At 37.8% G+C, this 20,428-nt stretch carries 21 protein-coding genes and 1 tRNA gene; 11 read left to right on the forward strand and 11 right to left on the reverse strand.

Annotated elements, in window-relative coordinates:
• Window positions 1-105: 105 nt before the first annotated feature.
• The 5 genes from A0J48_RS13590 to A0J48_RS13610 all read right to left on the reverse strand — a co-directional run bounded on the left by A0J48_RS13590 (window position 106) and on the right by A0J48_RS13610 (window position 4,290).
• Window positions 106-297 carry a hypothetical protein gene (locus A0J48_RS13590; protein ID WP_200323846.1) on the reverse strand — a complete coding sequence of 64 codons (192 nt, stop codon included), beginning with the start codon at window positions 295-297 and terminating at the stop codon, window positions 106-108.
• A gap of 18 nt (window positions 298-315) precedes the next feature.
• Window positions 316-1,344, reverse strand: a complete 1,029-nt coding sequence (purM, locus tag A0J48_RS13595) for a phosphoribosylformylglycinamidine cyclo-ligase (RefSeq protein WP_200323848.1) — start codon at window positions 1,342-1,344, stop codon at window positions 316-318.
• Between the two features lie 143 nt (window positions 1,345-1,487).
• The gene (locus A0J48_RS13600; protein ID WP_200323850.1) at window positions 1,488-1,694 is read right to left on the reverse strand and encodes a hypothetical protein; all 207 of its coding nucleotides are present in this window, start codon (window positions 1,692-1,694) and stop codon (window positions 1,488-1,490) included.
• 86 nt (window positions 1,695-1,780) lie between these two features.
• On the reverse strand, window positions 1,781-3,268 hold the full coding sequence (locus A0J48_RS13605) for an adenylate/guanylate cyclase domain-containing protein (RefSeq protein ID WP_200323874.1): 1,488 nt from the start codon (window positions 3,266-3,268) through the stop codon (window positions 1,781-1,783).
• On the reverse strand, window positions 3,265-4,290 hold the full coding sequence (locus A0J48_RS13610; protein ID WP_200323876.1) for a molybdopterin-dependent oxidoreductase: 1,026 nt from the start codon (window positions 4,288-4,290) through the stop codon (window positions 3,265-3,267). Before A0J48_RS13610 ends, A0J48_RS13605 begins: the two co-directional genes overlap by 4 nt.
• Before the next feature lie 234 nt (window positions 4,291-4,524).
• Here A0J48_RS13610 and pruA point away from each other — a divergent pair, with 234 nt between their 5' ends.
• From pruA to A0J48_RS13635, 5 genes are all read left to right on the forward strand, one after another.
• A complete protein-coding gene (gene pruA, locus A0J48_RS13615) occupies window positions 4,525-7,509 on the forward strand; it encodes an L-glutamate gamma-semialdehyde dehydrogenase (RefSeq protein WP_200323852.1) in 2,985 nt (994 codons plus the stop codon).
• Window positions 7,510-7,657: 148 nt separating this feature from the next.
• A complete protein-coding gene (locus A0J48_RS13620; protein WP_200323855.1) occupies window positions 7,658-9,709 on the forward strand; it encodes a sensor histidine kinase in 2,052 nt (683 codons plus the stop codon).
• 14 nt (window positions 9,710-9,723) lie between these two features.
• The gene (locus tag A0J48_RS13625; RefSeq protein ID WP_200323857.1) at window positions 9,724-10,431 is read left to right on the forward strand and encodes a hypothetical protein; all 708 of its coding nucleotides are present in this window, start codon (window positions 9,724-9,726) and stop codon (window positions 10,429-10,431) included.
• Window positions 10,415-11,416 carry a ComEC/Rec2 family competence protein gene (locus A0J48_RS13630; RefSeq protein WP_200323859.1) on the forward strand — a complete coding sequence of 334 codons (1,002 nt, stop codon included), beginning with the start codon at window positions 10,415-10,417 and terminating at the stop codon, window positions 11,414-11,416. The genes A0J48_RS13625 and A0J48_RS13630 overlap by 17 nt, the downstream gene beginning before the upstream one ends.
• Window positions 11,383-11,880, forward strand: coding sequence for a hypothetical protein (locus A0J48_RS13635; protein WP_200323861.1), 498 nt, complete (start codon window positions 11,383-11,385; stop codon window positions 11,878-11,880). Before A0J48_RS13630 ends, A0J48_RS13635 begins: the two co-directional genes overlap by 34 nt.
• 394 nt (window positions 11,881-12,274) lie before the next feature.
• Here the strand turns inward: A0J48_RS13635 and A0J48_RS27605 are convergent, their stop codons facing one another.
• The 3 genes from A0J48_RS27605 to A0J48_RS27450 form a co-directional block, all read right to left on the reverse strand.
• Window positions 12,275-12,649, reverse strand: coding sequence for a hypothetical protein (locus A0J48_RS27605; RefSeq protein WP_325078829.1), 375 nt, complete (start codon window positions 12,647-12,649; stop codon window positions 12,275-12,277).
• A gap of 111 nt (window positions 12,650-12,760) precedes the next feature.
• Entirely contained in the window at window positions 12,761-13,069 is a 309-nt protein-coding gene (locus tag A0J48_RS13645; RefSeq protein ID WP_200323863.1) for a hypothetical protein, read from the reverse strand.
• 310 nt (window positions 13,070-13,379) lie between these two features.
• Window positions 13,380-13,511 carry a hypothetical protein gene (locus tag A0J48_RS27450; RefSeq protein ID WP_267910305.1) on the reverse strand — a complete coding sequence of 44 codons (132 nt, stop codon included), beginning with the start codon at window positions 13,509-13,511 and terminating at the stop codon, window positions 13,380-13,382.
• A gap of 44 nt (window positions 13,512-13,555) precedes the next feature.
• On the opposite strand from A0J48_RS27450, the gene A0J48_RS13650 reads away from it, so the two are divergent.
• Together A0J48_RS13650 and A0J48_RS13655 are read left to right on the forward strand one after the other, a co-directional pair.
• A complete protein-coding gene (locus A0J48_RS13650) occupies window positions 13,556-14,503 on the forward strand; it encodes a cobalamin-binding protein (RefSeq protein ID WP_200323864.1) in 948 nt (315 codons plus the stop codon).
• Between the two features lie 100 nt (window positions 14,504-14,603).
• Complete coding sequence (locus A0J48_RS13655) at window positions 14,604-15,152, forward strand: peptidoglycan-binding domain-containing protein (RefSeq protein WP_200323865.1); 549 nt, start codon at window positions 14,604-14,606, stop codon at window positions 15,150-15,152.
• Window positions 15,153-15,341: 189 nt separating this feature from the next.
• Here A0J48_RS13655 and A0J48_RS13660 read toward each other — a convergent pair.
• Window positions 15,342-15,414: transfer RNA gene (locus tag A0J48_RS13660), tRNA-His, on the reverse strand.
• 118 nt (window positions 15,415-15,532) lie between these two features.
• Between A0J48_RS13660 and A0J48_RS13665 the strand changes: the two genes are divergently transcribed.
• Both A0J48_RS13665 and A0J48_RS13670 read left to right on the forward strand, forming a co-directional pair.
• Window positions 15,533-15,913, forward strand: a complete 381-nt coding sequence (locus tag A0J48_RS13665) for a DUF4359 domain-containing protein (RefSeq protein WP_200323866.1) — start codon at window positions 15,533-15,535, stop codon at window positions 15,911-15,913.
• Window positions 15,914-15,955: 42 nt separating this feature from the next.
• Window positions 15,956-17,479, forward strand: coding sequence for a serine/threonine-protein kinase (locus A0J48_RS13670; protein ID WP_200323867.1), 1,524 nt, complete (start codon window positions 15,956-15,958; stop codon window positions 17,477-17,479).
• 21 nt (window positions 17,480-17,500) lie between these two features.
• Here the strand turns inward: A0J48_RS13670 and A0J48_RS13675 are convergent, their stop codons facing one another.
• A complete protein-coding gene (locus A0J48_RS13675) occupies window positions 17,501-17,689 on the reverse strand; it encodes a hypothetical protein (RefSeq protein ID WP_200323868.1) in 189 nt (62 codons plus the stop codon).
• A gap of 39 nt (window positions 17,690-17,728) precedes the next feature.
• Between A0J48_RS13675 and A0J48_RS13680 the strand changes: the two genes are divergently transcribed.
• Window positions 17,729-18,460 carry a sirohydrochlorin chelatase gene (locus tag A0J48_RS13680; protein WP_200323869.1) on the forward strand — a complete coding sequence of 244 codons (732 nt, stop codon included), beginning with the start codon at window positions 17,729-17,731 and terminating at the stop codon, window positions 18,458-18,460.
• Entirely contained in the window at window positions 18,453-19,199 is a 747-nt protein-coding gene (gene cobA, locus A0J48_RS13685; protein WP_200323870.1) for a uroporphyrinogen-III C-methyltransferase, read from the forward strand. The genes A0J48_RS13680 and cobA overlap by 8 nt, the downstream gene beginning before the upstream one ends.
• A gap of 17 nt (window positions 19,200-19,216) precedes the next feature.
• Here the strand turns inward: cobA and A0J48_RS13690 are convergent, their stop codons facing one another.
• Complete coding sequence (locus tag A0J48_RS13690) at window positions 19,217-20,254, reverse strand: response regulator (RefSeq protein WP_200323877.1); 1,038 nt, start codon at window positions 20,252-20,254, stop codon at window positions 19,217-19,219.
• Between the last annotated feature and the right edge of the window lie 174 nt (window positions 20,255-20,428).

Below are 20,428 nucleotides of genomic sequence, written 5' to 3' on the forward strand. Positions count from 1 at the left end.
CACCAACACGCCACACTGATAAATGAAAAATCACTAGCACTTTACACTGGTGTTGTCCGCTACTTTTTTTTAGCTACAGCAATTAATTTTTTAGATTTGTTAAGACTACGTTAGCAAATCTGAACGCTCATGGTCATGAGTATTTTTGATTACTTTTATAAAGAGAGTTTGAAATCTTGCCAAAGTTATCATAAATACTGGTAATCTACCAATAGCAAGCTCTAGAAAAATCTTGGTTTGAGTAGAGTTATGACCTCCATCAAACCTGATCAAACCATCTTCAATTTTGTCTGTCATTTTTACTTTCACAACGACCTAAGTAAAAAGACCTACTAATTCTCCAGAACCTGTCACTACTTCACCAATTGTATAAGCGGGAATATTCTGTTCCTGAAAATGCTTAATTGCTTGTTCTGCTTGATGGGCTGGCACCAACAGTACAAATCCAATTCCCATATTAAACGTATTATACATAGCTTCAGCACCAACCGATCCAGCCTTGGCTAACCACTCAAACACAGCAGGAATATCCCAACTACTAGGGTTAATTCTAATACTTTGACCATTTCCTAGACATCTAGGCAAATTTTCTGGTAAACCTCCACCAGTAATATGTGCCATACCATGAACTTCTAAACCTGCTTTTAAAGCTGCTAACACGGGTTTAACATAAATCCGTGTAGGTGTGAGGAAAGTCTCACCAATAGTTTGCCCATTTAATAATTCTGGGGTTTCATGCCAAGAAAAATCACCATCGCTGACAATTTTTCTCACCAAACTCAAACCATTACTGTGAACTCCAGCACTGGCTAAACCTATGGCCACATCTCCCAATTGTACCTGAGAACCATCTAGCATTCGGCTTTTTTCCACAATGCCCACACAAAAGCCAGCCAAGTCATATTCACCAACTTGGTAAAAACCAGGCATTTCTGCGGTTTCTCCCCCTAATAAAGCAGAACCAGCTAATTTGCATCCAGCAGCTATCCCAGCCACTACTTCAGTTAACTGTTCTTTATCTAGCTTACCTGTAGCCACATAATCTAAGAAAAATAAGGGTTCAGCACCTGATGTCAACACATCATTAACGCACATCCCTACCAAATCAATGCCAACGGTATCATGGCGGTTGAGAATTTGAGCAATTTTTAGCTTTGTACCGACACCATCTGTCCCAGAAACCAAAACTGGTTCTTGATAACCTGTAGGAAGTTGAAAACAGCCACCAAAACCACCCAGTCCCCCAATTACTTCTGGTCGAAAGGTACTGTGAACCAAATTCCGAATTTGGTCTACAAAAGCTCTACCTGCTTCAACATCAACACCTGCATCCCGATAATCCATGCCTAATTACACCGTTATCAACCAAGTCTATTATCATGACACAATTTAGGGAACAGGGAACAGGGAACAGGGAACAGGGAACAGGGAAGGCAGGGGAGGAAAGGGTTATTTAATTTTGACTTTTGACTTGATCTTGCCCAATGCTAAAACACTTTATCCTCTATACCGCGCCACCATTCACCTAAATTCATTAAATCCTGATGGATATCTGCTAATTCTTGCTCATAAACTTCTGCGGATATTGTGTCTCGGCGTTCTTGTAGTTTTTTTAGTCGTAGTTGTACTAATAGCCAAGGTTTAGAAATACTATCCGTAGCTTCTAAGTATTGTGCTAGTTCCTTACTATCCATAATTTTCTTTAACTCCTGTACCTCTAATTATCAACTATCAACTATCAACTATCAACTATCAACTATCAACTATCAACTATCAACTATCAACTATCAATTATCAATTCATAAATAGCTATTGGTTCATCTTTACCTTTTACTTTAACTGATTTATCTACTAATCTCAGAGAAAATAATTCAGGATGGGATAAGCTTTTGACAACAGATTCGGTGACTAAAATTTCACATTCATATTGTTTTGTCAGTCCTTCAATGCGAGAAGCAACATTGACTGCATCACCAATAACTGTGGAATCAATGCGTGAGGTAAAGCCTACTGTACCCATAACAACTGTACCACGATGAATGCCAATACCAACAGAAATCATTGGTAATTCTTTTTTAGTTGGGCTATCCTCTTGCTTTTGGTATCGTTCATAATTAAATTTATCTAACGCCTGTTGCATTAAAATTGCTGCGCGTAAGGCTGAGTCTGTGGCTTCGTCATCAAATAATGCCATAATCGCATCACCAATATATTTATCAATAAATCCCCCTGCTTCATCTATGGCTTTTCCCATGCAAGCTAAATAGTCATTTAAAAATAAAAAAATTTCCATTGGTGCCATTGCTTCTGACATGGAAGTATAACCACGAATATCACAAAATAAAATTGTCATTTTTCGTGTAGAAGCCATACCAACTTCAATATTTTCTATGCCTTGAGGAGCAATGACAGAAACAAATTTATCTGGAACAAATCTCTCAAAAGAATCTAAAGTTTTTTGCAATTTACTAAAGGATATTTGCAATGCTGCTGACATTTCATTGACTGAAGTTGCTAATGCGCCAATTTCATCTTTACGATTATTAATATCTGCACGATGCTGCAAATCTCCACCGGCAATTTGAGCTACACTTACCTGTAAACGCTGCACAGGATCACTCAATCTTCTTGCTAAAATATACGCACATATCCAGCCAACATTCAACCCTACAAAACCGACTATCAAAGCCTGATTAACAGCATTAGCAACAGCATTATTTACTCTTTTTAAAGATATCCCCATTCGCAATTTGCCAAGTTTTCTGCCAGATAGTGTGCGGATATCTGAGGCTACTTCTAGTATATCTTCTCCACGCTTGGCTCGCAACTTGTTAGCATAGTAAATATCACGGAGAATAAATGTTTCTTGAATCAGAGTTTGCTGCTGAGATTTGATTGCATTATCTGTCACATCTAGTGGTACAACATCAGGGATATAATTGTTTTGAAATTCACTTGGTGAAGCAGCAACAATTTGATTATTTTTCTGAGAGTCAGATATCAAAACATAGACAATTTCTTTGTTTTCTCGTAGCAGTAAATCTATATTTAAACGAATTTGACTCCAGTTCTCCTCGGAAAATTCATTAGAATAAGTATAGCTTAATACTTTAGAGATACTTGTAGCATCTTTCAGCTTTTCTTCCTTATAGAGTTTGCTTTCACTTGTTGCCCAAACTGCAACTGTAGCGCCAATCAAAGCGACAATTAAGAGAGTGGTAGAAGCCATGATTTGGGTACGGATGGAGCGAAATGCAAAGAACTTCATGGCTGTATGGTTAACTCTTCTACAAATGTCACCCATTTGAGTTGCTGAGTTTTTGCTTGACACTTATCACTGAAAGCTAGAGTCACTGGGCCACCCATTCTAGCCGAAATTTGTTGTTTGCCGTTACCCCATCTAGTCACTAAGAGAATATCACAGTCTTGTATTACTTTGGCTGGTAAACTGGTTACTTCTGAAGCTTTGTGATAAACTATTGGCTTGCCACGCACAAACACAGATCCTTTGGTTGTTAATGGAACTCCGGCTAAGGACAAAACATCTCGCACTCTTACACCGTGTACTTTAACTTCTCCACTAGGCCACCAAACTCGATAACCCACATTCTGTGTGAGAGTGACTTGAGGTAGTTGATCAAGATCATTTAAACTAAATTTGCGCTTTCCGACTCGCACTTGTGCTTCTTCTGTACCTACAATAATATGTGTGACATAAAATGCCCACATTCCTTCATTGTAATCTTTTCTGAGTTGTGGATGCTGAGTATAGGGAAAAACTAAATATATAGGACCTCCTTGATCACGTTCAATTGGTTTACCATCCTTGGCAACTGCTAAAATAATTGGGTAATTCACTAAATCTTGGATTTTAACCGTGACTTGATAAGCGTCATAGCAGACGAAGGTTATTTCTGTGACTCCTGGTTGAGTACCAACCTTTTTTAAGAGTGTATTTACAGAGATGCCAGTAAACTTAAATACTTTTTCTGGAGTAATAATGTTATTAGCATCAATGGTATTAATATCTTCTGTGGCAAAATCTCTTATTTGTTGCCAATTTAAGGTTACAGGTTGATCATTTGCTGTCTCACCTTGGATAACTAAACTCCATTCACGTTCTTGATTGTTTTTGCTTTGTTCTGCCAATATTTGATTGTTGCGATCGCTCGCCTGTTTACGTAATACTTCCAATTGTTCATTTGTCGGTCTTTTTGTACAACCTCCCAAGCAGACTATAGCTATCCCCAATACTAAAGCTAGTTTTTTCGAGACATTCAGTACAACCACGTTCAAAACTAATAGGAAAGTTTACACAATGGCGCTAACTAAGTTAAAAATAGCACCATATTACAGTTTTACACAATGATTTGATATTACTCCAAAATGGAGTGTAGGGTGTAGGGTGTGGGGTGTAGGGGAGAAGGATTTGCAGTTTTTCCCCATCATCAAAAATATGCAAGTTAAATGTCCCACAGCTTAACCAATGGCTAATAACTAATGACTAATCACTAAATGACATTTATGGTATTACAAGTACAAAACAGCACTTACGAATCTAAGACACAAGAAATAGCTAAAGAAGTTCTTGCTGCTACTCAAGAAAATCGCTCCTTTTTAGCTTCTTTGCGTGACCAAATGCGCTGGGATGATAAATTGCTCGCTTGGGCGATGAGTAATCCAGGTTTACGAGTACAATTATTCCGGTTTATTGATACTTTACCTGCTTTACATAGTAAATCAGAAATTGCGTCCCATTTGCAAGAATATTTGGGTGATGAGTCGGTAGAATTACCCGCAGCTTTGAAGGGAATGTTAAATTTTGCCAACCCTGACTCTATGCCAGGACAAGTAGCGGCAACAACTGTGGAAACTGCGGTGCAAACTTTAGCACATAAATATATTTCTGGAGAAAATATTTCCCAAGTCATCAAAACTGTGGAAAGACTGCGTAAAGACAAAATGTCTTTCACAATAGACTTGCTTGGAGAAGCGGTAATTACAGAAACAGAAGCACAGTCTTATTTAGAAAGATACTTGGAATTGATGCAGCAATTAGTGGAAGCATCAAAAAAATGGTCGCATATCCCCGCTATTGATGAAGCTGATGGGGAAAGTATCCCTAAAGTGCAAGTTTCTGTGAAATTAACGGCGTTTTATTCCCAATTTGACCCTTTAGACGCTCAAGGTAGTGAGCAGAAAGTCAGCGATCGCATTAGAATTTTATTACGTCGTGCAAAAGAATTAGGTGCAGCAGTCCATTTTGATATGGAACAGTACGCCTATAAGGATATCACTTTCAATATTCTCAAAAAGCTTTTACTAGAAGAGGAATTTCGTCAACGCACAGATATTGGAATGACAATACAAGCATATCTGCGTGACAGTGAACAAGATGCAAAAGATATCATTGCTTGGTTGAAACAACGTGGTTATCCCTTAACTATTCGCTTAGTTAAAGGTGCATACTGGGATCAAGAAACCATCAAAGCAGAACAAAAGCATTGGCCGCAACCAGTTTATAACGATAAAGCCGCTACAGATGCCAATTTTGAAACAATTACCCAGTTATTGCTGGAAAATCACCAATATGTCTATTCTGCCATTGGTAGTCATAATGTGCGATCGCAATCTCGTGCTATAGCAATTGCAGAAAGTGTCAATGTTCCCCGTCGTCGGTTTGAAATGCAAGTTCTTTACGGCATGGGTGATAAAATTGCTAAAGCTTTGGTTGACAAGGGTTATCGGGTGCGGGTTTATTGTCCCTATGGTGACTTGTTACCGGGAATGGCTTATTTAATTCGCAGATTATTGGAAAATACAGCGAATAGTTCGTTTTTACGGCAAAATTTGGAAAATCGCCCGGTTGATGAGTTGTTAGCACCTCCAATTATAGATTTTTCTCACGCAGAGACGCAGAGTCACAGAGAGGAAAAAGAGGGTTTTGTTGGTGTTGCGGATACTGATTATGCTGAGGAGGAGAAAAGAGGAGTTTCTCACCAAGCTTTCCAAAATGTGCGTCAGCAGTTAGGTAAATCTTATTTACCTTTGATTAATGGTGAGTTTGTAAATACAGCAACGTTTATTGATTCTCTTAATCCTGCTAATTTTAGTCAGGTGGTTGGGAAAGTTGGACTTATTAGCGTTGAACAAGCTGAGGAAGCAATGCAAGCTGCTAAAGCTGCTTTTCCTGGTTGGAAGAAAACCCCAGTTAAACAACGTGCTGATATTTTGCGGAAAGCTGGGGAGTTGATGGAGGAAAGACGCGCTGAACTTTCTGCGTGGATAGTTTTGGAGGTGGGGAAACCTGTTAAGGAAGCTGATGCAGAGGTTTCGGAAGCAATAGATTTTTGTCTTTATTACGCTGAGGAGATGGAACGTCTTGATAAGGGTGTAATTTATGACGTGGCTGGAGAAACTAATCGTTATATTTACCAGCCAAAAGGAATTGCGGTTGTGATTTCTCCTTGGAATTTTCCTTTAGCTATTGCTTGCGGTATGACTGTTGCTGCTTTGGTTTCTGGGAATTGCACTTTACTCAAACCTGCGGAAACTTCTTCTGTAATTACTTCTAAGTTAACGGAAATTTTGATAGAAGCGGGAATACCGAAAGGTGTTTTTCAATACGTCCCCGGTAAGGGTTCTCAAGTCGGTGCTTATTTGGTGAATCATCCTGATACTCATGTAATTGCTTTTACTGGTTCTCAGGAAGTAGGATGTAGAATTTACGCAGAAGCGGCAATTTTAAAACCTGGTCAAAAGCATCTCAAAAAAGTAATTGCGGAGATGGGAGGTAAAAACGCGATTATTGTTGATGAAAGTGCTGATTTAGACCAAGCTGTTGTGGGAGTTGTGCAGTCTGCTTTTGGTTACAGTGGTCAAAAATGTTCTGCTTGTTCACGGGTAATTGTTCTGCAACCTATTTATGATGCTTTTGTAGAAAGGTTGGTGGAAGCTACGAAGTCTTTAAATATTGGGGAAGCGGAGTTACCGAGTACCCAAGTTGGACCAGTGATTGATGGAAATGCACGCGATCGCATTTTGGAATATATTGAGATTGGGAAAAAAGAAGCAACCCTAGCTTTGGAGTTATCTGCACCCAGTCAAGGTTATTTTATCGGCCCTGTGATTTTTTCTGACGTTCCGGCCAATGGCATCATCGCACAACAGGAAATATTTGGCCCTGTTTTATCGGTGATTCGTGCTAAGGATTTTAGTCAAGCTTTGGAAATTGCTAACTCCACAAATTACGCTTTAACTGGTGGACTTTATTCTCGTACCCCTTCTCACATTGAAAAAGCACAAGCAGAATTTGAAGTCGGTAATTTGTATATTAACCGGAATATAACCGGGGCAATTGTCGCCCGTCAACCATTTGGCGGTTTTAAACTTTCTGGTGTGGGTTCAAAAGCCGGCGGACCAGATTATTTATTGCAGTTCCTAGAACCAAGGAGTATTACAGAGAATATTCAACGTCAAGGTTTTGCACCAATAGAAGGTGCAGAGTAATTATATCAAAATCAGATCCCTCTAAATCCCCCTTAAAAAGGGGGACTTTTTCTTATCCTGTAAATCATTAAATCCTAGAAATCCTGATTTAGACAAAATTGATATAATAAATCATCAAGATTAGGACAGAGGTAATAATAGCTAAACAATGATCCATTTTAAATTTTCACCTAAAATTTTACAAAGGCTAGGAGAAGAACTTGTTCCTAATCCCGATCAAGGAATAATTGAATTAGTTAAAAATTCCTATGATGCTGATGCTACTGAATGCAAAATAGAACTAATTAATATTAGCAATACAGGCGGTTCAATAATTATTTCAGATAATGGTATTGGTATGGATAAAGATACCATTGATGAAGGATGGTTAGTATTAGGCCGTTCAAAAAAAGCAAATCGTCAAGTTACACCATTAGGTCGTTTACCTGCGGGTAATAAAGGATTAGGTAGATTAGCTGCTCTGCAAATGGGTTCTCAAGTAACGTTGATAACTAGACCTCAAAATCAGCCAGGTGTTGAATATTGTCTCACAATTAATTGGGATGATTTTCAGGAAGTTGATGTAGTAGAAGATGTTCCTTTTGATATTAAACAAACAATTACCGATAAACAACATGGAACTGAGATTATAGTTAGCAACTTACAAACTATATTCACTAAGGAAGATATTCAAAGATTAGCGAAAGAACTTTTATTATTAGCAGATCCATTTGCTAGTAAATCTGGGTTTAATATTCAACTTATTGCACCAGAATTTTATAAAATTGAGAAACAAGTAAATAATACTTACTGTAATGAAGCTGAAGATCATTTAAAAGCTAAAATCAATGAATTTGGTATAGCCGAAGCAACTGTATTAGACTGGCAAGGAAACAGAATTTTTCATGCAGAACATAGTGAACTTTCTCAAGAACCTTACAAAACTCCATCAACAGAATTTGAATTATGGGTATTTTTATTAAATCCTCAAAGTTTTTCAGCTAGAAATGCTTCCGTTTCTACCAAACAAGTGCGAGAATGGCTTGCTCACGCTGGAAATGTTCGTCTATATCACCGAGGACTGCGTGTAAAACCCTATGGAGATCAAGATGATGATTGGTTGAGATTAAATTATGCCAGATCAAGAAATCCAGAAGTACGTCCCTCAGCAAAAACAGTAATTGGTAGAGTTATAGTTAATGATCCTCATGATATATTACTTCAGAAAACTGATAGACTTGGTTTTATTGAAAATGAGGCTTTTTTAGAATTAAAACGTTTTGCCATTGATGTATTAGAATGGATGGCTAAGGAAAGATTAAAAATTTCTGAAAATCAACGTGAAAAAATCAAGCAACAAGTTCCTCGTGATATTACAGAAGCTAAAGCAAGAATTGAAGAAGTGATTGAAACAGAAGTGCCTCAAGAATCTCGTCCTAAAGTCCGAGTAGCTATTGAACAATATGAAACTGTAACAGAACGACAAACACAAGTCTTGCGTGAAGACCTTCAGCTTTACCGCAGTCTCGCTACAGCAGGAACAACAGCAGCAGTTTTTGCCCATGAATCTGGTAAGCCAGTAGATTCAATTCAAAAAATAGCTAGAAGAATAGAAAATAAAGGTCGAGAAGTTTTGGGAGAAAAATATGATCAATATTTAGGAAAACCAGTAGCAATGCTTTATGATGTGGCTAAATCTTTACTACGCTTTTCTAAATTTCCAATCCATCTACTAAAAAGAGAAAAAAGACGTACAGGAGTTGTAGATGTTCATCATGTTATTGAAGATACTCTAACACTATTTCAAAGTTTTTTTGATGATGGACAAATTGAAGTGATACAAGAAAAAGCTGATGATAAACCCTGCATTTATGGAAGTAGTGCTTTACTGGAAGCAATTATTACCAATCTTTTAACAAATTCTATTAATGCTTTTAATGTTGAAGGAGGACGTATAGTAGGGCGTAAAGTAATTATCCGTACTGAAGTTGTAGGAAATAATTTAAAAATTAGAGTTTTAGATAATGCTTTGGGCATTAATAACATCAAATTAGATGATATTTGGCTACCCGGTAAAACAACTAGAGAAGGTGGTACAGGTTTAGGTCTAACAATTGTACGCGATTCTGTAACTGATTTGGGAGGAAGCGTAAACGCAATTCCTAAAGGTGAATTAGGCGGAGCAGAATTTATTGTAGAATTAACACTGAGTGGAGAGTAAGAGAGATTAATTATATGGCCATAACACAAGTTAAAAATGAAAAAATAATAGCTATAGTTGATGATCAGAAAGATTTAGCAGAAACAACTGCATGGGATTTAGAAGAAGCTGGCTATCAACCATTGATATTAGAGGATAAACAATTTGACAATGTTAATGAATTAGTATCACTGATTAGAGAACAAGCTCAAGGTGCTGTGTGTGATCATCGCTTGAGTAATTATGGATTTGCTAATTTTTATGGTTCAGAATTAGTTGCAGCTTTATATGATCAAAAAATCCCATCAGTTTTGATTACTAAATATACAGAGATGGATACATCCTTTTCCATTAGAAAATGGAGACATAAAATTCCTGTATTACTAAGTCGAGAAGAAGCAGATGCTTCGACTATTTCTAAGGGAATAGAAATTTGTAAATCAGAACTGTGTGGTAAAATCCCTAGTACCAGAAAATCTCGAAGAACAATAGTTAGGATTACTAATATTGATGAAGAAGCCCATGAATCAGTTGTAGATGCCTTTGTTCCTAGTTGGAATCCTCATAGGGCTGTTCGTTTTCCAGCTTCTCTGATTCCAGAAAATCTTAGAGATTTATTAAAACCAAATAGAACTATCCGTTTATTTGCTCATGTAAACACCAGTGCAGAAAAATCGGACGACCTATATTTTGAAAAATTTGAATTAGCACCTGAACCAGATGAAGATGATGGACTCGCCTGAATTAATTATTTTAGATGTTGGACATGGCAATTGTGCATTAATTAAAGATGCCAATAATGTCATAGTTATTGACTGTCCACCCGGAGGTATTTTATCAGAAACTCTTGAGCATCTATCTGTTCAAGAAATTTTACATATTCTCATTTCCCATTCTGATGCAGATCATATCGGAGGTATGATTGATCTATTAGCAGATGAAAATATCAAAATTCACAATGTTCACCTTAACCCTGATGCTATTAAAAAAAGTGAACTTTGGTTAGATGTACGTTCTGCTTTAAAAGATGCACAAAAACGGGGAACTAAAGTTTCATCAGAATTAACAACAGCAAAAACAGGTAGTTTAAATATTGGTTGTGTTAATATTGAAGTTATTGCACCAACACCAGAATTAATTTTAGGTGGTGCTGGAGGAACAGATTTCCGAGGAAAAAAACTAACATCTAATTCTGTATCTGCCGTTATTGGTGTGGTTCATAATGAACATAGAATAGCTATATTAGCAGGAGACATTGATCAAGTAGGATTTGAGAATCTAATTCAAGACTCAATTTCTTTGAATGCTGACATACTTGTGTATCCCCATCATGGTGGCAAACCTGGAAGTGCAGATGCTAAAACTTTTGCCCAAGAATTTTGTAGTTTTTTCAAACCACAGCTAATCGTATTCTCCATAGATCGAAATCGTTTTAGTAATCCTCGTCCAGAAATAATAGAGGGATTACGTTCTGTTTTACCAGATGCTCATATTCTATGTACTCAGTTATCTACACAATGCGCTGCTAGTCTTCCCACTTCACAACCTATACATTTGAGTAACATTCCCGCTAAAGGTTTAGTTAGTAATAGTTGTTGTGGTGGAAGTACTATAATTAAATTAGATGGTAGTAGTACAATTTATGATCAAATAGATTTACATAAGGAATTTGTTGAGCAAGTAAGTAGCCCAATATGTCGGAAATACTCAATTCTCAACCAAATTTAAATCAAATTATTCGACCAATTATTGGCGAAACTTGCCATCAAGTGAGATTTAGTTATGGGGATGAATTACGATTACATTTTGGTGAAATGAAACCTTATAATCATCCTAAATTAAAACATTTACGTAAAGGAAGCTGGCAACTTAGCACTAGGGCAACACCTTGGTTTTTAATGCATAATAATATGTTTTTATTTCTTCCATTATTACCAAAATTAACTACAGATCATGCTCAAGTCGCGTTACAATGTTTTTTAGAAAACAAAAAACTAACTAATTTTGTCATTGATCCTAATAATTTTCAACTAACTTTATCCTTTGAAGATAGTTACGAACTGGTATTAGAACCAGATTTAGAAGATGATTCTGGTCTTGCTTATTGGGAACTATTAATGCCAAATGAGCAGATTTTAATAGTCGGACCCGGACAGTTTTGGGAATGTAAATCAATCCATGAAACTGCTTAATCAGGAGAGGTAGACTCAATTAAATTGGGTGTATATCAACATCATATCCCCGACTCATAACCATATTTTGTCATTAATACATCAACTTATGACAGAAGTTGGGGGTATTTAAATCCTGTAAATCCTTAAATCCTGGATATCCTGATTCAGACAATCATTCTACTTCCAAAATTCCCACTAATATATGACCAATTTCTTCAATATCATCTGGTATTGTAAACAGCGTGATATCTTGCGTAATTTGTTTTTGATCACGTTCTAATTTACCAAAACGCCAAATTTCTCCAGTGGTGACAGCACCATAAAAAATATCTTTATTTTCTTCAATTTCTGATAAAGCTATTAACTCTACTGCGAGTTGGGTAAAACCTCTGCTTAAATCATCGTTTTTTGCTTATATTACTAATAAACTTTGGTGAGAACGTAACAAATAATCGAGATTTCCTTTTAACCAATTATTGACATTAACCGCATATTCAATTTTTAACTGACATCGACAATGGGTAATCACTTCTAATAATAAAGGTGAAACTAAGGTTTCTCGTCTTGCAGTTTCATTGTTTAAACTTACCAATGGTAAAAAAGAAATAATTTTATTTTTGATGGCGGTAATATTTTCTAACCGGTTAGATGTATGTGGTAAAATTAGAGATTTTTTAGTAAATTTATAACCCAGTTCTGCTATTATTTCTTCTGAATCATAAGGTAGTTCAAAGTAAGATCGAAAAGTGTAAGATTCTCCTTCTTGAAGAATTTTTTGTTTAGTCATAATACACTCTAATTGAGATAAATTAGACTTGACGAATCCCCGCATTCTAATTATATCTCTTGATTCATACTATCAACTGATAAAGGATGTCGGGGATCTAAATCTAATTAATTACCTGTTTTTTGGACACTGAGGTAAGCTTTTGAGAGCGTAATAGCAATCAAAATAATTTAAAGCATCACTACTAGATTTAAAGCTACCCCTTGTCACATAACTGTCTTTTTGTGGATCTTCGTCTTTATCCCAAATCTTTAAATAGTATTTCTGACCATCATCACTAGACCATAACTCATAACGATACTCACCACCAAAACCATCACTTCTCAAGTAGTCGGCTAGTGCTGTATTGGGTACAGAAATAAGAGTAAATACGGTTAATACTGGTAGTGCAGCCGCTTTCAATATTTGAGTTGTTTTCATGAATACACAGAAAATCGCTTGAATCCCAAGCATACCGTAATTGCGTATCCGTGTCTAGATATAAATAAGCAACTTTATTTCAGGTTTGTAAAAACTTTATTTTGTACATTTGTGTCTTAGCGTAAAGCAAAAATTCTCACATCCTCAAGATAGATATCTTTTCACTGAAACTATGTAACAATGAGAATATAAGCATCTGTCAACAAAAGTATAGCAGGTGACAGGTGACAGTTCTAAAAGCCTTTGGGTGTCTGAGTTTTAGTTCATGTTCTTAACGGCATTGTCTACGGCTATAGAAAATTTGTTCTATCTATAATTGCTGTAACTCCTGATAGCGTAGCGTGGCGTAAGCCATACTCCTGAACTCCTGATAGCGAAGCGTGGCGCAAGCCATACTCCTGAACTCCTGTAACTCCTGATAGCGAAGCGTGGCGCAAGCCATACTCCTGTAACTCCTGTAACTCCTATCCCCAGGAGGTGGAAATTATGATAGATAAAAATATAAGAATTGTCTCTTTAATTCCTAGTGCCACAGAAATAGTTGCTACTCTGGGTTTGCAAGATGCTATTGTGGGGCGATCGCATGAATGTGACTATCCTCCAGAAATAGCCCATCTTCCTGTTTGTACCCAAGCACGTTTAAATAATGAAGCTCCTAGCAACACAATTCATGATGAAGTAAATAAGATATTGCAATCTGCTTTAAGTATTTACAAAATCAAAATTGATGTTCTTGAAAAATTACAACCTACTCACATTCTGACTCAAGACCAGTGTGATGTTTGTGCAGTCAGCTTACCACAAGTAGAAAAAGCTGTTAGCGAACTAACCCACACCAAACCCCAAATTATTTCCTTACAACCTAATACACTGCGGGATGTATGGGGTAATATTGAGCGAGTCGGTCAAACCTTTGGTGTTGATTCAGTAAAAATACTAGAAAATCTCGAAGCTCGCGTAAAAATTTGTAATCGTAAAATTCAAGGACTTTCGATTACAGAAATGCCTACAGTCGCTTGTATTGAGTGGACTGACCCTTTAATGACAGCTGCAAATTGGATTCCTGAACTCATCAACTTGGCAGGTGGACAAACTTTGTTTAGCTGTAGCGGCAAACCTTCTGCCCGTTTAAACTGGGAAACATTGATTGCCAGTAATCCCGATGTCATCATTTTGATGCCCTGTGGCTTTGACTTACAACGAACCCAGCAAGAAGCAAAATTGTTAACTCAGCGTCCAGAGTGGGAAAAATTACACGCTGTTAAAGCTGGGAGAGTGTTCATCACTGATGGCAATGCTTACTTTAACCGTCCTGGACCACGCCTAGTAGATTCTGTAGAAATATTAGCAGAAATCTTGCACCCAGACATTTTTGAATATGGTTATAAAGGTACTGGGTGGCAAACTTTCTACAACTCAAATTCATCTCATTAAGTCAGGGAATAAAATTACAAATTACCAATTCCTAGCCCCCAGTCTTTGTTTGTCTACTCCTGGTTTATCCTTATAGGTGCAAGATATGAGATGAACTACAATGACTGAACTTGGCCTGCTAATGACGGGCGTGTTAAGCACCACACAACCAACTTTGCCCCATTTGCCGGAGCATCGACCATTTCCGAGAGAAAATGGCGTGCAGAAGTCAACAAATAGTCAGTTATCTCAATTAAATTTTACTTCTCAAATTACACCACCCGAATTCATAAAAACAGATGGCAGGGAGCAACCTAATATGTCAGCCCTGACAATTAAGCGGGAAAAAATATTAGCGCAAGTTAAACAAAAGTACCTGTCTCAAGCATCTTCTAAACTAGCTGATGCTCAAAATATTCCTCCAAAACAGCGGGTATTAGCCCGATACCCAGCATCTAGTCAACAATCTATGCCAACTCTACGTTTTGGTAGTGCAGGTATATCTGTCAGAATTATGCAGAAGTTATTGGTGTCTAAAGGCTATGGTGTTCGAGTCGATGGCATATTTGGACCTCTGACAGAAGCAGCTATCAAAGCTTTTCAAAATCAGCGCAATTTATTTGTAGATGGTGTAGTTGGTCAAAGAACTTGGTGGGAGTTGTCAATTTAACTTCTCCTGACCACAGTATAGGCAAGGTAATGATAATTACTTTCTTGTTTTCTGTGGTTTAAGTTCCATCTTTCTTCTAGGAATTTTCTAAGGCTTAATGTGCGTTAAAAATAAAAACACTTAAGGAAGCTGATACAGTCCATCAACTTCCATAAGCAAGCATTTTCTAGCTAATTTCACAAATCACAGGGCGAACGATGGGACTCGAACCCACGGATGGTGGTACCACAAACCACTGCCTTAACCACTTGGCTACGCTCGCCATCCACTACTTGAATATAGCACGACCCAAAAAAATGATCAAGATTTTTTTTGCCCGAAATTGACCTAATATGTTTGTAGTCTTGAAATTGTAAAGACTTGATCACCCGCTAAAGTATATGAAAGCCTGGACTATTATTGCATCTGTAGGAGTAGCAGGAACTGCTGTCTTAGGAGTGACAATGGCCAAGACCAATCCTCCACAGGCTGAATACGAAGAATTTGCCGTACAAAAATTGACGACTTACTTAAAAACAGATTTTTGCAAGAAAACACCGAATTTCTTGCAAAATATCATAGGATTTGATTGTGAGAAATTGGTTGACTCAACTAGTCCACAAATACGAGACATTGTTGTTAGTACGACAAAAAGACAGAATTATATTGTTTTTAGTGTTTACACTACTGATTTAAAAATTGATAATTTAATACCCGGCTATAAATTTGCAACAATAGGCGCTTTTAACAACTTTTATACTTATAAAGCTGAACAGCAATAAATAATGGGTGATTGGGAAAAAATGACTAATGACTACTAACCAATGAGTTGTTGTACTGCTTGTATCTACCTGTATAATCCGAATGATGCTCGATTCTGCATCAAATGTGGTAAGCCACTATTATTGAAAGAACGCTATTTTCCGCTGTATCCCATTGGTAGCGGTGGTTTTGGCAGAACTTTTTTGGCTATAGATGAACACATACCGTCTAAACCCAAATGTGTAATTAAACAATTTTATTTTCCAGATGCCAATCAGGCAAATTTTGCCAAGGCTGTGGAATTGTTTCGTCAGGAAGCAGCGCGGTTAGATGAGTTACGACATCCCCAAATTCCCCAATTATTGGCACACTTTGAACAAGACAATCAGTTGTATTTGGTCCAGGAATTAATTGTCGGACAAAATTTAGCGCAGGAATTGCAAGCGCAAGGTGTGTTTAGTGAAGTGCATATTTGGCAATTACTCACAGATTTATTACCTGTGCTGCAATTTATCCATTCTCGACAAGTGATTCACCGGGATATCAAGCCAGCAAATATTATGCGAAGATATACCTGTAACCTGGGGAATGAAACTGCATATCCTCCACCAATCTCCAATGCGGCACTATCACATAAAGGTTCTACCATGACTATTGGTGGACTGGAAGCTTTTTCTTTTCAACCAAAACAAGGTAAAACTTCACCTGCTTATCCAATAAAAACCACAAATCTCAGCCGTAACTCTGCACCAGGGGAGCTAGTCTTAATTGATTTTGGCGTTGCCAAACAAATTACGGCTACCGCTTTGGCACATACAGGTACAACAGTGGGGAGTGCGGAATATATAGCTCCTGAACAAATGCGGGGTAAAGCTTTACCAGCGAGTGATCTTTATAGTCTGGGTGTAACTTGCATTTACCTATTAACTGGTGTTTCTCCCTTTGAGTTGTTTGATGTCACGAGCGATCGCTGGGTATGGCAAAATTATCTACTTCCTGAAAATCCTGTTTCTGAGCGTTTGTCTGCAATTCTGAATCAACTCCTGCAAAATGCCCTCTCTCAACGCTACAAATCTGCTACCGAAGTTTTAGCAGCACTCAACACAAAAGCAAAACCAATTCAACAACTACCAGTTAATGCCCTGTATTCAGCCGCAGGAGTTGATTACAAACGGTTAAACGAATTACTCAAGGCTAAAAAATGGCAACAAGCAGATCAAGAAACTTGGGTGGTGATGCGTCAGGCTTTATCTAAACCTGTGGGCAAATATCTATTTAATAGTGACTTAGAAAAATTGCCTTGTGAAGATTTACAGATGATTGATCAGTTGTGGACAAAATACAGTCAAGGGCGTTTTGGTTTTAGCGTCCAAGTACAAATATATGAAAGCTGTGGTAGAGATTATGGTCAGTTTTGCGCTACTGTTGGCTGGGATCTCACCAAATCTAGTTCTTCCACCCAGAATCTATTTTTTATTTGGTCATCAGTACCCAAAGGAAATTTACCTTCACATCCTTGGGTGGGAGGTACTAAACCCTGGGAACACATGAATACTTTGGGCGCTGTGCTTTTGAAAATGCGGTAGCCTGATTACGAGTAGATTATTCTAGATATCAACGTTGATATTTTCTATCTGTTTAGCGGCTTTATCCCACAACTTGGCAGTTTCTTCATCTTGCCAATGAGTTCTGAGATTTTCTGCTTTTTTGTGACATATCCGCTCTAACAACTCTAAAATTGCACCTAGTGTTACTTTATCGACCAACTCTTCTAAAGCATTCATTAATTCTTTCATAAAAATACCTCAACCTTTAATTAATCACATTCTCAGCCCATGTCATCTGCCTATCTTTTAGTATCTCACGGTAGTCGTGATCCGCGTCCAGAGATTGCCATGCACCAACTGGCAAAACTGGTCAGTCGGAAATTGCCAAATAAACAAAATTTAGTAGGTATAGCTACTTTGGAGGTAAATGTCCAACCATTACATGAGCAAATTCAAAATTTTGCCCAAACGTCCTTGGCTTTTGGGTGCAAATGCCTAAAAATCGTCCCTTTGTTTCTGCTACCGGGAGTTCATGTGATGACAGATATTCCCGCAGAAGTAGAATTAGCAAAAACAGCACTAGGTCAAGATATGATTATTGACCTCAAGCCATATTTAGGTAGTCATGGGAATTTAGAAAAATTGCTGACTCCAGCAGTAGCTAATATAAAAGCAGAAGTATCAATTCTCTTAGCTCATGGTAGTCGTCGTTCTGGTTCTCAACAGCCAGTAGAAACTATAGCCAAGAAATTGGCAGCAGTAACAGCTTATTGGTCTGTACCACCCAGTTTAGAATCAAGGGTGAAAGAGTTAGTTGTGGCAGGTTATCAGCAAATTGCAATTTTGCCATATTTTTTATTCACTGGTGGCATAACCGATGCGATCGCAGAATCTGTAGAAAAGCTAAAATTACAATTTCCTGGGGTGACGTTGCAATTAGCACCACCTTTAGGAGCAACTACAGAACTAGCTGATATAATTTGGGATTTAGCAACAGAAGGGGAAAAAGTTTTTGGGTAAGGTTTATTTAATCGGTGCTGGCCCTGGTGATCCTGGACTCATGACTCTCAAGGGGAAAGGTTTGCTGGAATGTGCAGATGTCGTTATCTATGATGCCTTGGTGAGTCCAGCCATTTTGGATATGATTAATCCCCAAGCAGAAAAAATCAATGCTGGTAAGCGCATGGGGAGACATTCGCTCTTACAGGAAGAAACTACCCATCTTTTGATAGAAAAAGCCCAAGATCATGCTGTAGTGGTGCGGCTAAAAGGAGGAGATCCTTTTATTTTTGGGCGTGGTGGTGAAGAAATGGCAGAATTGCTGGAAGCCGGAATTGCTGTAGAAGTTGTGCCGGGGATCACAGCCGGAATTGCTGCGGCAGCTTATGCTGGAATTCCTTTAACCCATCGTCTGTATAGTTCATCGGTGACATTTGTAACGGGTCACGAAGCGGCGGGTAAGTATAGACCGACAGTAAAGTGGCAGGCGATCGCCCAAGGTTCAGAAACAATAGTGATTTATATGGGTATCCACAATCTACCTTATATTGTGGAGCAGTTAAGTTTAGCTGGGTTGAGTCCAGAGACTCCAATTGGTTTGGTGAGGTGGGGAACCCGGCCAGAACAAGAAGAATTAATTGGTAAGTTAGGAACAATCGTCGAACAAGTAGAAGAGACAGGATTTAGTGCGCCAGCAATCGCAGTGATTGGCTCTGTAGTGAAAATGCACAGTCTTCTGTCTGGGTGTCGTCCGTTATAGTCTTCATCCAGAAGAATTTAAACCATGTGCTGAAAAATCGTTTTCAGTAAATCACCTTGATTCAACGGCTTAGTCAAACAACCAGAAGCTCTAACTAGTTTGGCTTTAGCTCTATCTATCAAACTCGCTTTTTCTGTCACCATAATTACTGGTGTATTTTTAAAAGACGCTTGTTTACGTAATAAAGAACAAACTTCATATCCATCTAAATTAGGCATCGTCACATCCAGCAAAATCATATCTGGTTTGACGTGAAAAATTTCCATTAAAGCTTTTAAAGAATCTGTAACACCAATTACAGAAAATATTTGTTCATCTAAATATCCCCTAATGGTATTTAACACCAGCGGACTATCATCAACACAGAAAATTGTGTAATTCTTTTTGTCTTTGGGTTTTGAGTAAATCCGTTTGTAGTGGTCTCTGTATTGGTCTCCATTTGGTAGTTTATTGCCGATAGGGGGTAGTTGTACTTCAATCTTGGTGCGTGTTCTTGGTTCGTTGTATTGCCAAAACTGTTCTGGCGAAATTCGCACACCAGCTTCACACTTTTCTACCAACAAACGCAAGTTCAAATGACAAAACTTCGGTAAATCGTCTAGGAAACTCTCAGGGATAAATTCATAGCTTCCTTCTTCTATCTTCAAAAATGAATCGAGAAACTCTAAAGACAATTGCTCAATCAGCATTGCTGCTTGTAAGGGACTGAGATATTTCTCATTCACTAACCAGCAAATAGCTAAATAATCTGGATTGGGGATAGTTTGATTTTCTACACCCCGTTCAAATATGGTCTGCAATTGCTCATTAATCTCTCTGGGAAGTGTAGAATTGTGTTGACCTAACCGCTGTAAGTTTCTATATAGCGGCTCAAACATCTGCTCTGAATAGCAAGCATAAATTAGCTTTCCCTCTTGTACATATATTGACCAAGCCCCTGAAGTGCTAAATACTTGTAAACAACCAGTAACAGACTTACTGGTGATTTTTTTCAAGAGGGATAGGGGCTGTAACTTTTGAAAAAATCGGTATCTACTAATAGGAAGCGTTTTCATTACCACGGTTCTAAATTCAAATAAAATTTGGCATTGAAATTTGTGAATCACCCGTAGGGGATTCACACCGGTCTTTTTGGACTTACTGCCAAATAAAGATAACGGTTTATATTGGGGTGAGTATAGCAAGTCTCGAATCTAAACACACAATACCCAACACCCCACACCCCACTC

It is taken from the genome of Sphaerospermopsis aphanizomenoides BCCUSP55, assembly GCF_001586785.1.
In the GTDB taxonomy this organism is placed as follows: Bacteria; Cyanobacteriota; Cyanobacteriia; order Cyanobacteriales; family Nostocaceae; genus Sphaerospermopsis_A; species Sphaerospermopsis_A aphanizomenoides_A.

Coding starts and splice junctions, on each gene's coding strand:
- A0J48_RS13590 (WP_200323846.1), bottom strand. CDS start 297: ATGACAGACAAAATTGAAGATGGTTTGATCAGGTTTGATGGAGGTCAT.
- purM (WP_200323848.1), bottom strand. CDS start 1,344: ATGGATTATCGGGATGCAGGTGTTGATGTTGAAGCAGGTAGAGCTTTT.
- A0J48_RS13600 (WP_200323850.1), bottom strand. CDS start 1,694: ATGGATAGTAAGGAACTAGCACAATACTTAGAAGCTACGGATAGTATT.
- A0J48_RS13605 (WP_200323874.1), bottom strand. CDS start 3,268: ATGAAGTTCTTTGCATTTCGCTCCATCCGTACCCAAATCATGGCTTCT.
- pruA (WP_200323852.1), top strand. CDS start 4,525: ATGGTATTACAAGTACAAAACAGCACTTACGAATCTAAGACACAAGAA.
- A0J48_RS13620 (WP_200323855.1), top strand. CDS start 7,658: ATGATCCATTTTAAATTTTCACCTAAAATTTTACAAAGGCTAGGAGAA.
- A0J48_RS13625 (WP_200323857.1), top strand. CDS start 9,724: ATGGCCATAACACAAGTTAAAAATGAAAAAATAATAGCTATAGTTGAT.
- A0J48_RS13630 (WP_200323859.1), top strand. CDS start 10,415: ATGATGGACTCGCCTGAATTAATTATTTTAGATGTTGGACATGGCAAT.
- A0J48_RS13635 (WP_200323861.1), top strand. CDS start 11,383: ATGTCGGAAATACTCAATTCTCAACCAAATTTAAATCAAATTATTCGA.
- A0J48_RS27605 (WP_325078829.1), bottom strand. CDS start 12,649: ATGACTAAACAAAAAATTCTTCAAGAAGGAGAATCTTACACTTTTCGA.
- A0J48_RS13645 (WP_200323863.1), bottom strand. CDS start 13,069: ATGAAAACAACTCAAATATTGAAAGCGGCTGCACTACCAGTATTAACC.
- A0J48_RS27450 (WP_267910305.1), bottom strand. CDS start 13,511: ATGGCTTGCGCCACGCTTCGCTATCAGGAGTTACAGGAGTTCAGGAGT.
- A0J48_RS13650 (WP_200323864.1), top strand. CDS start 13,556: ATGATAGATAAAAATATAAGAATTGTCTCTTTAATTCCTAGTGCCACA.
- A0J48_RS13655 (WP_200323865.1), top strand. CDS start 14,604: ATGACTGAACTTGGCCTGCTAATGACGGGCGTGTTAAGCACCACACAA.
- A0J48_RS13665 (WP_200323866.1), top strand. CDS start 15,533: ATGAAAGCCTGGACTATTATTGCATCTGTAGGAGTAGCAGGAACTGCT.
- A0J48_RS13670 (WP_200323867.1), top strand. CDS start 15,956: ATGAGTTGTTGTACTGCTTGTATCTACCTGTATAATCCGAATGATGCT.
- A0J48_RS13675 (WP_200323868.1), bottom strand. CDS start 17,689: ATGAAAGAATTAATGAATGCTTTAGAAGAGTTGGTCGATAAAGTAACA.
- A0J48_RS13680 (WP_200323869.1), top strand. CDS start 17,729: ATGTCATCTGCCTATCTTTTAGTATCTCACGGTAGTCGTGATCCGCGT.
- A0J48_RS13690 (WP_200323877.1), bottom strand. CDS start 20,254: ATGAAAACGCTTCCTATTAGTAGATACCGATTTTTTCAAAAGTTACAG.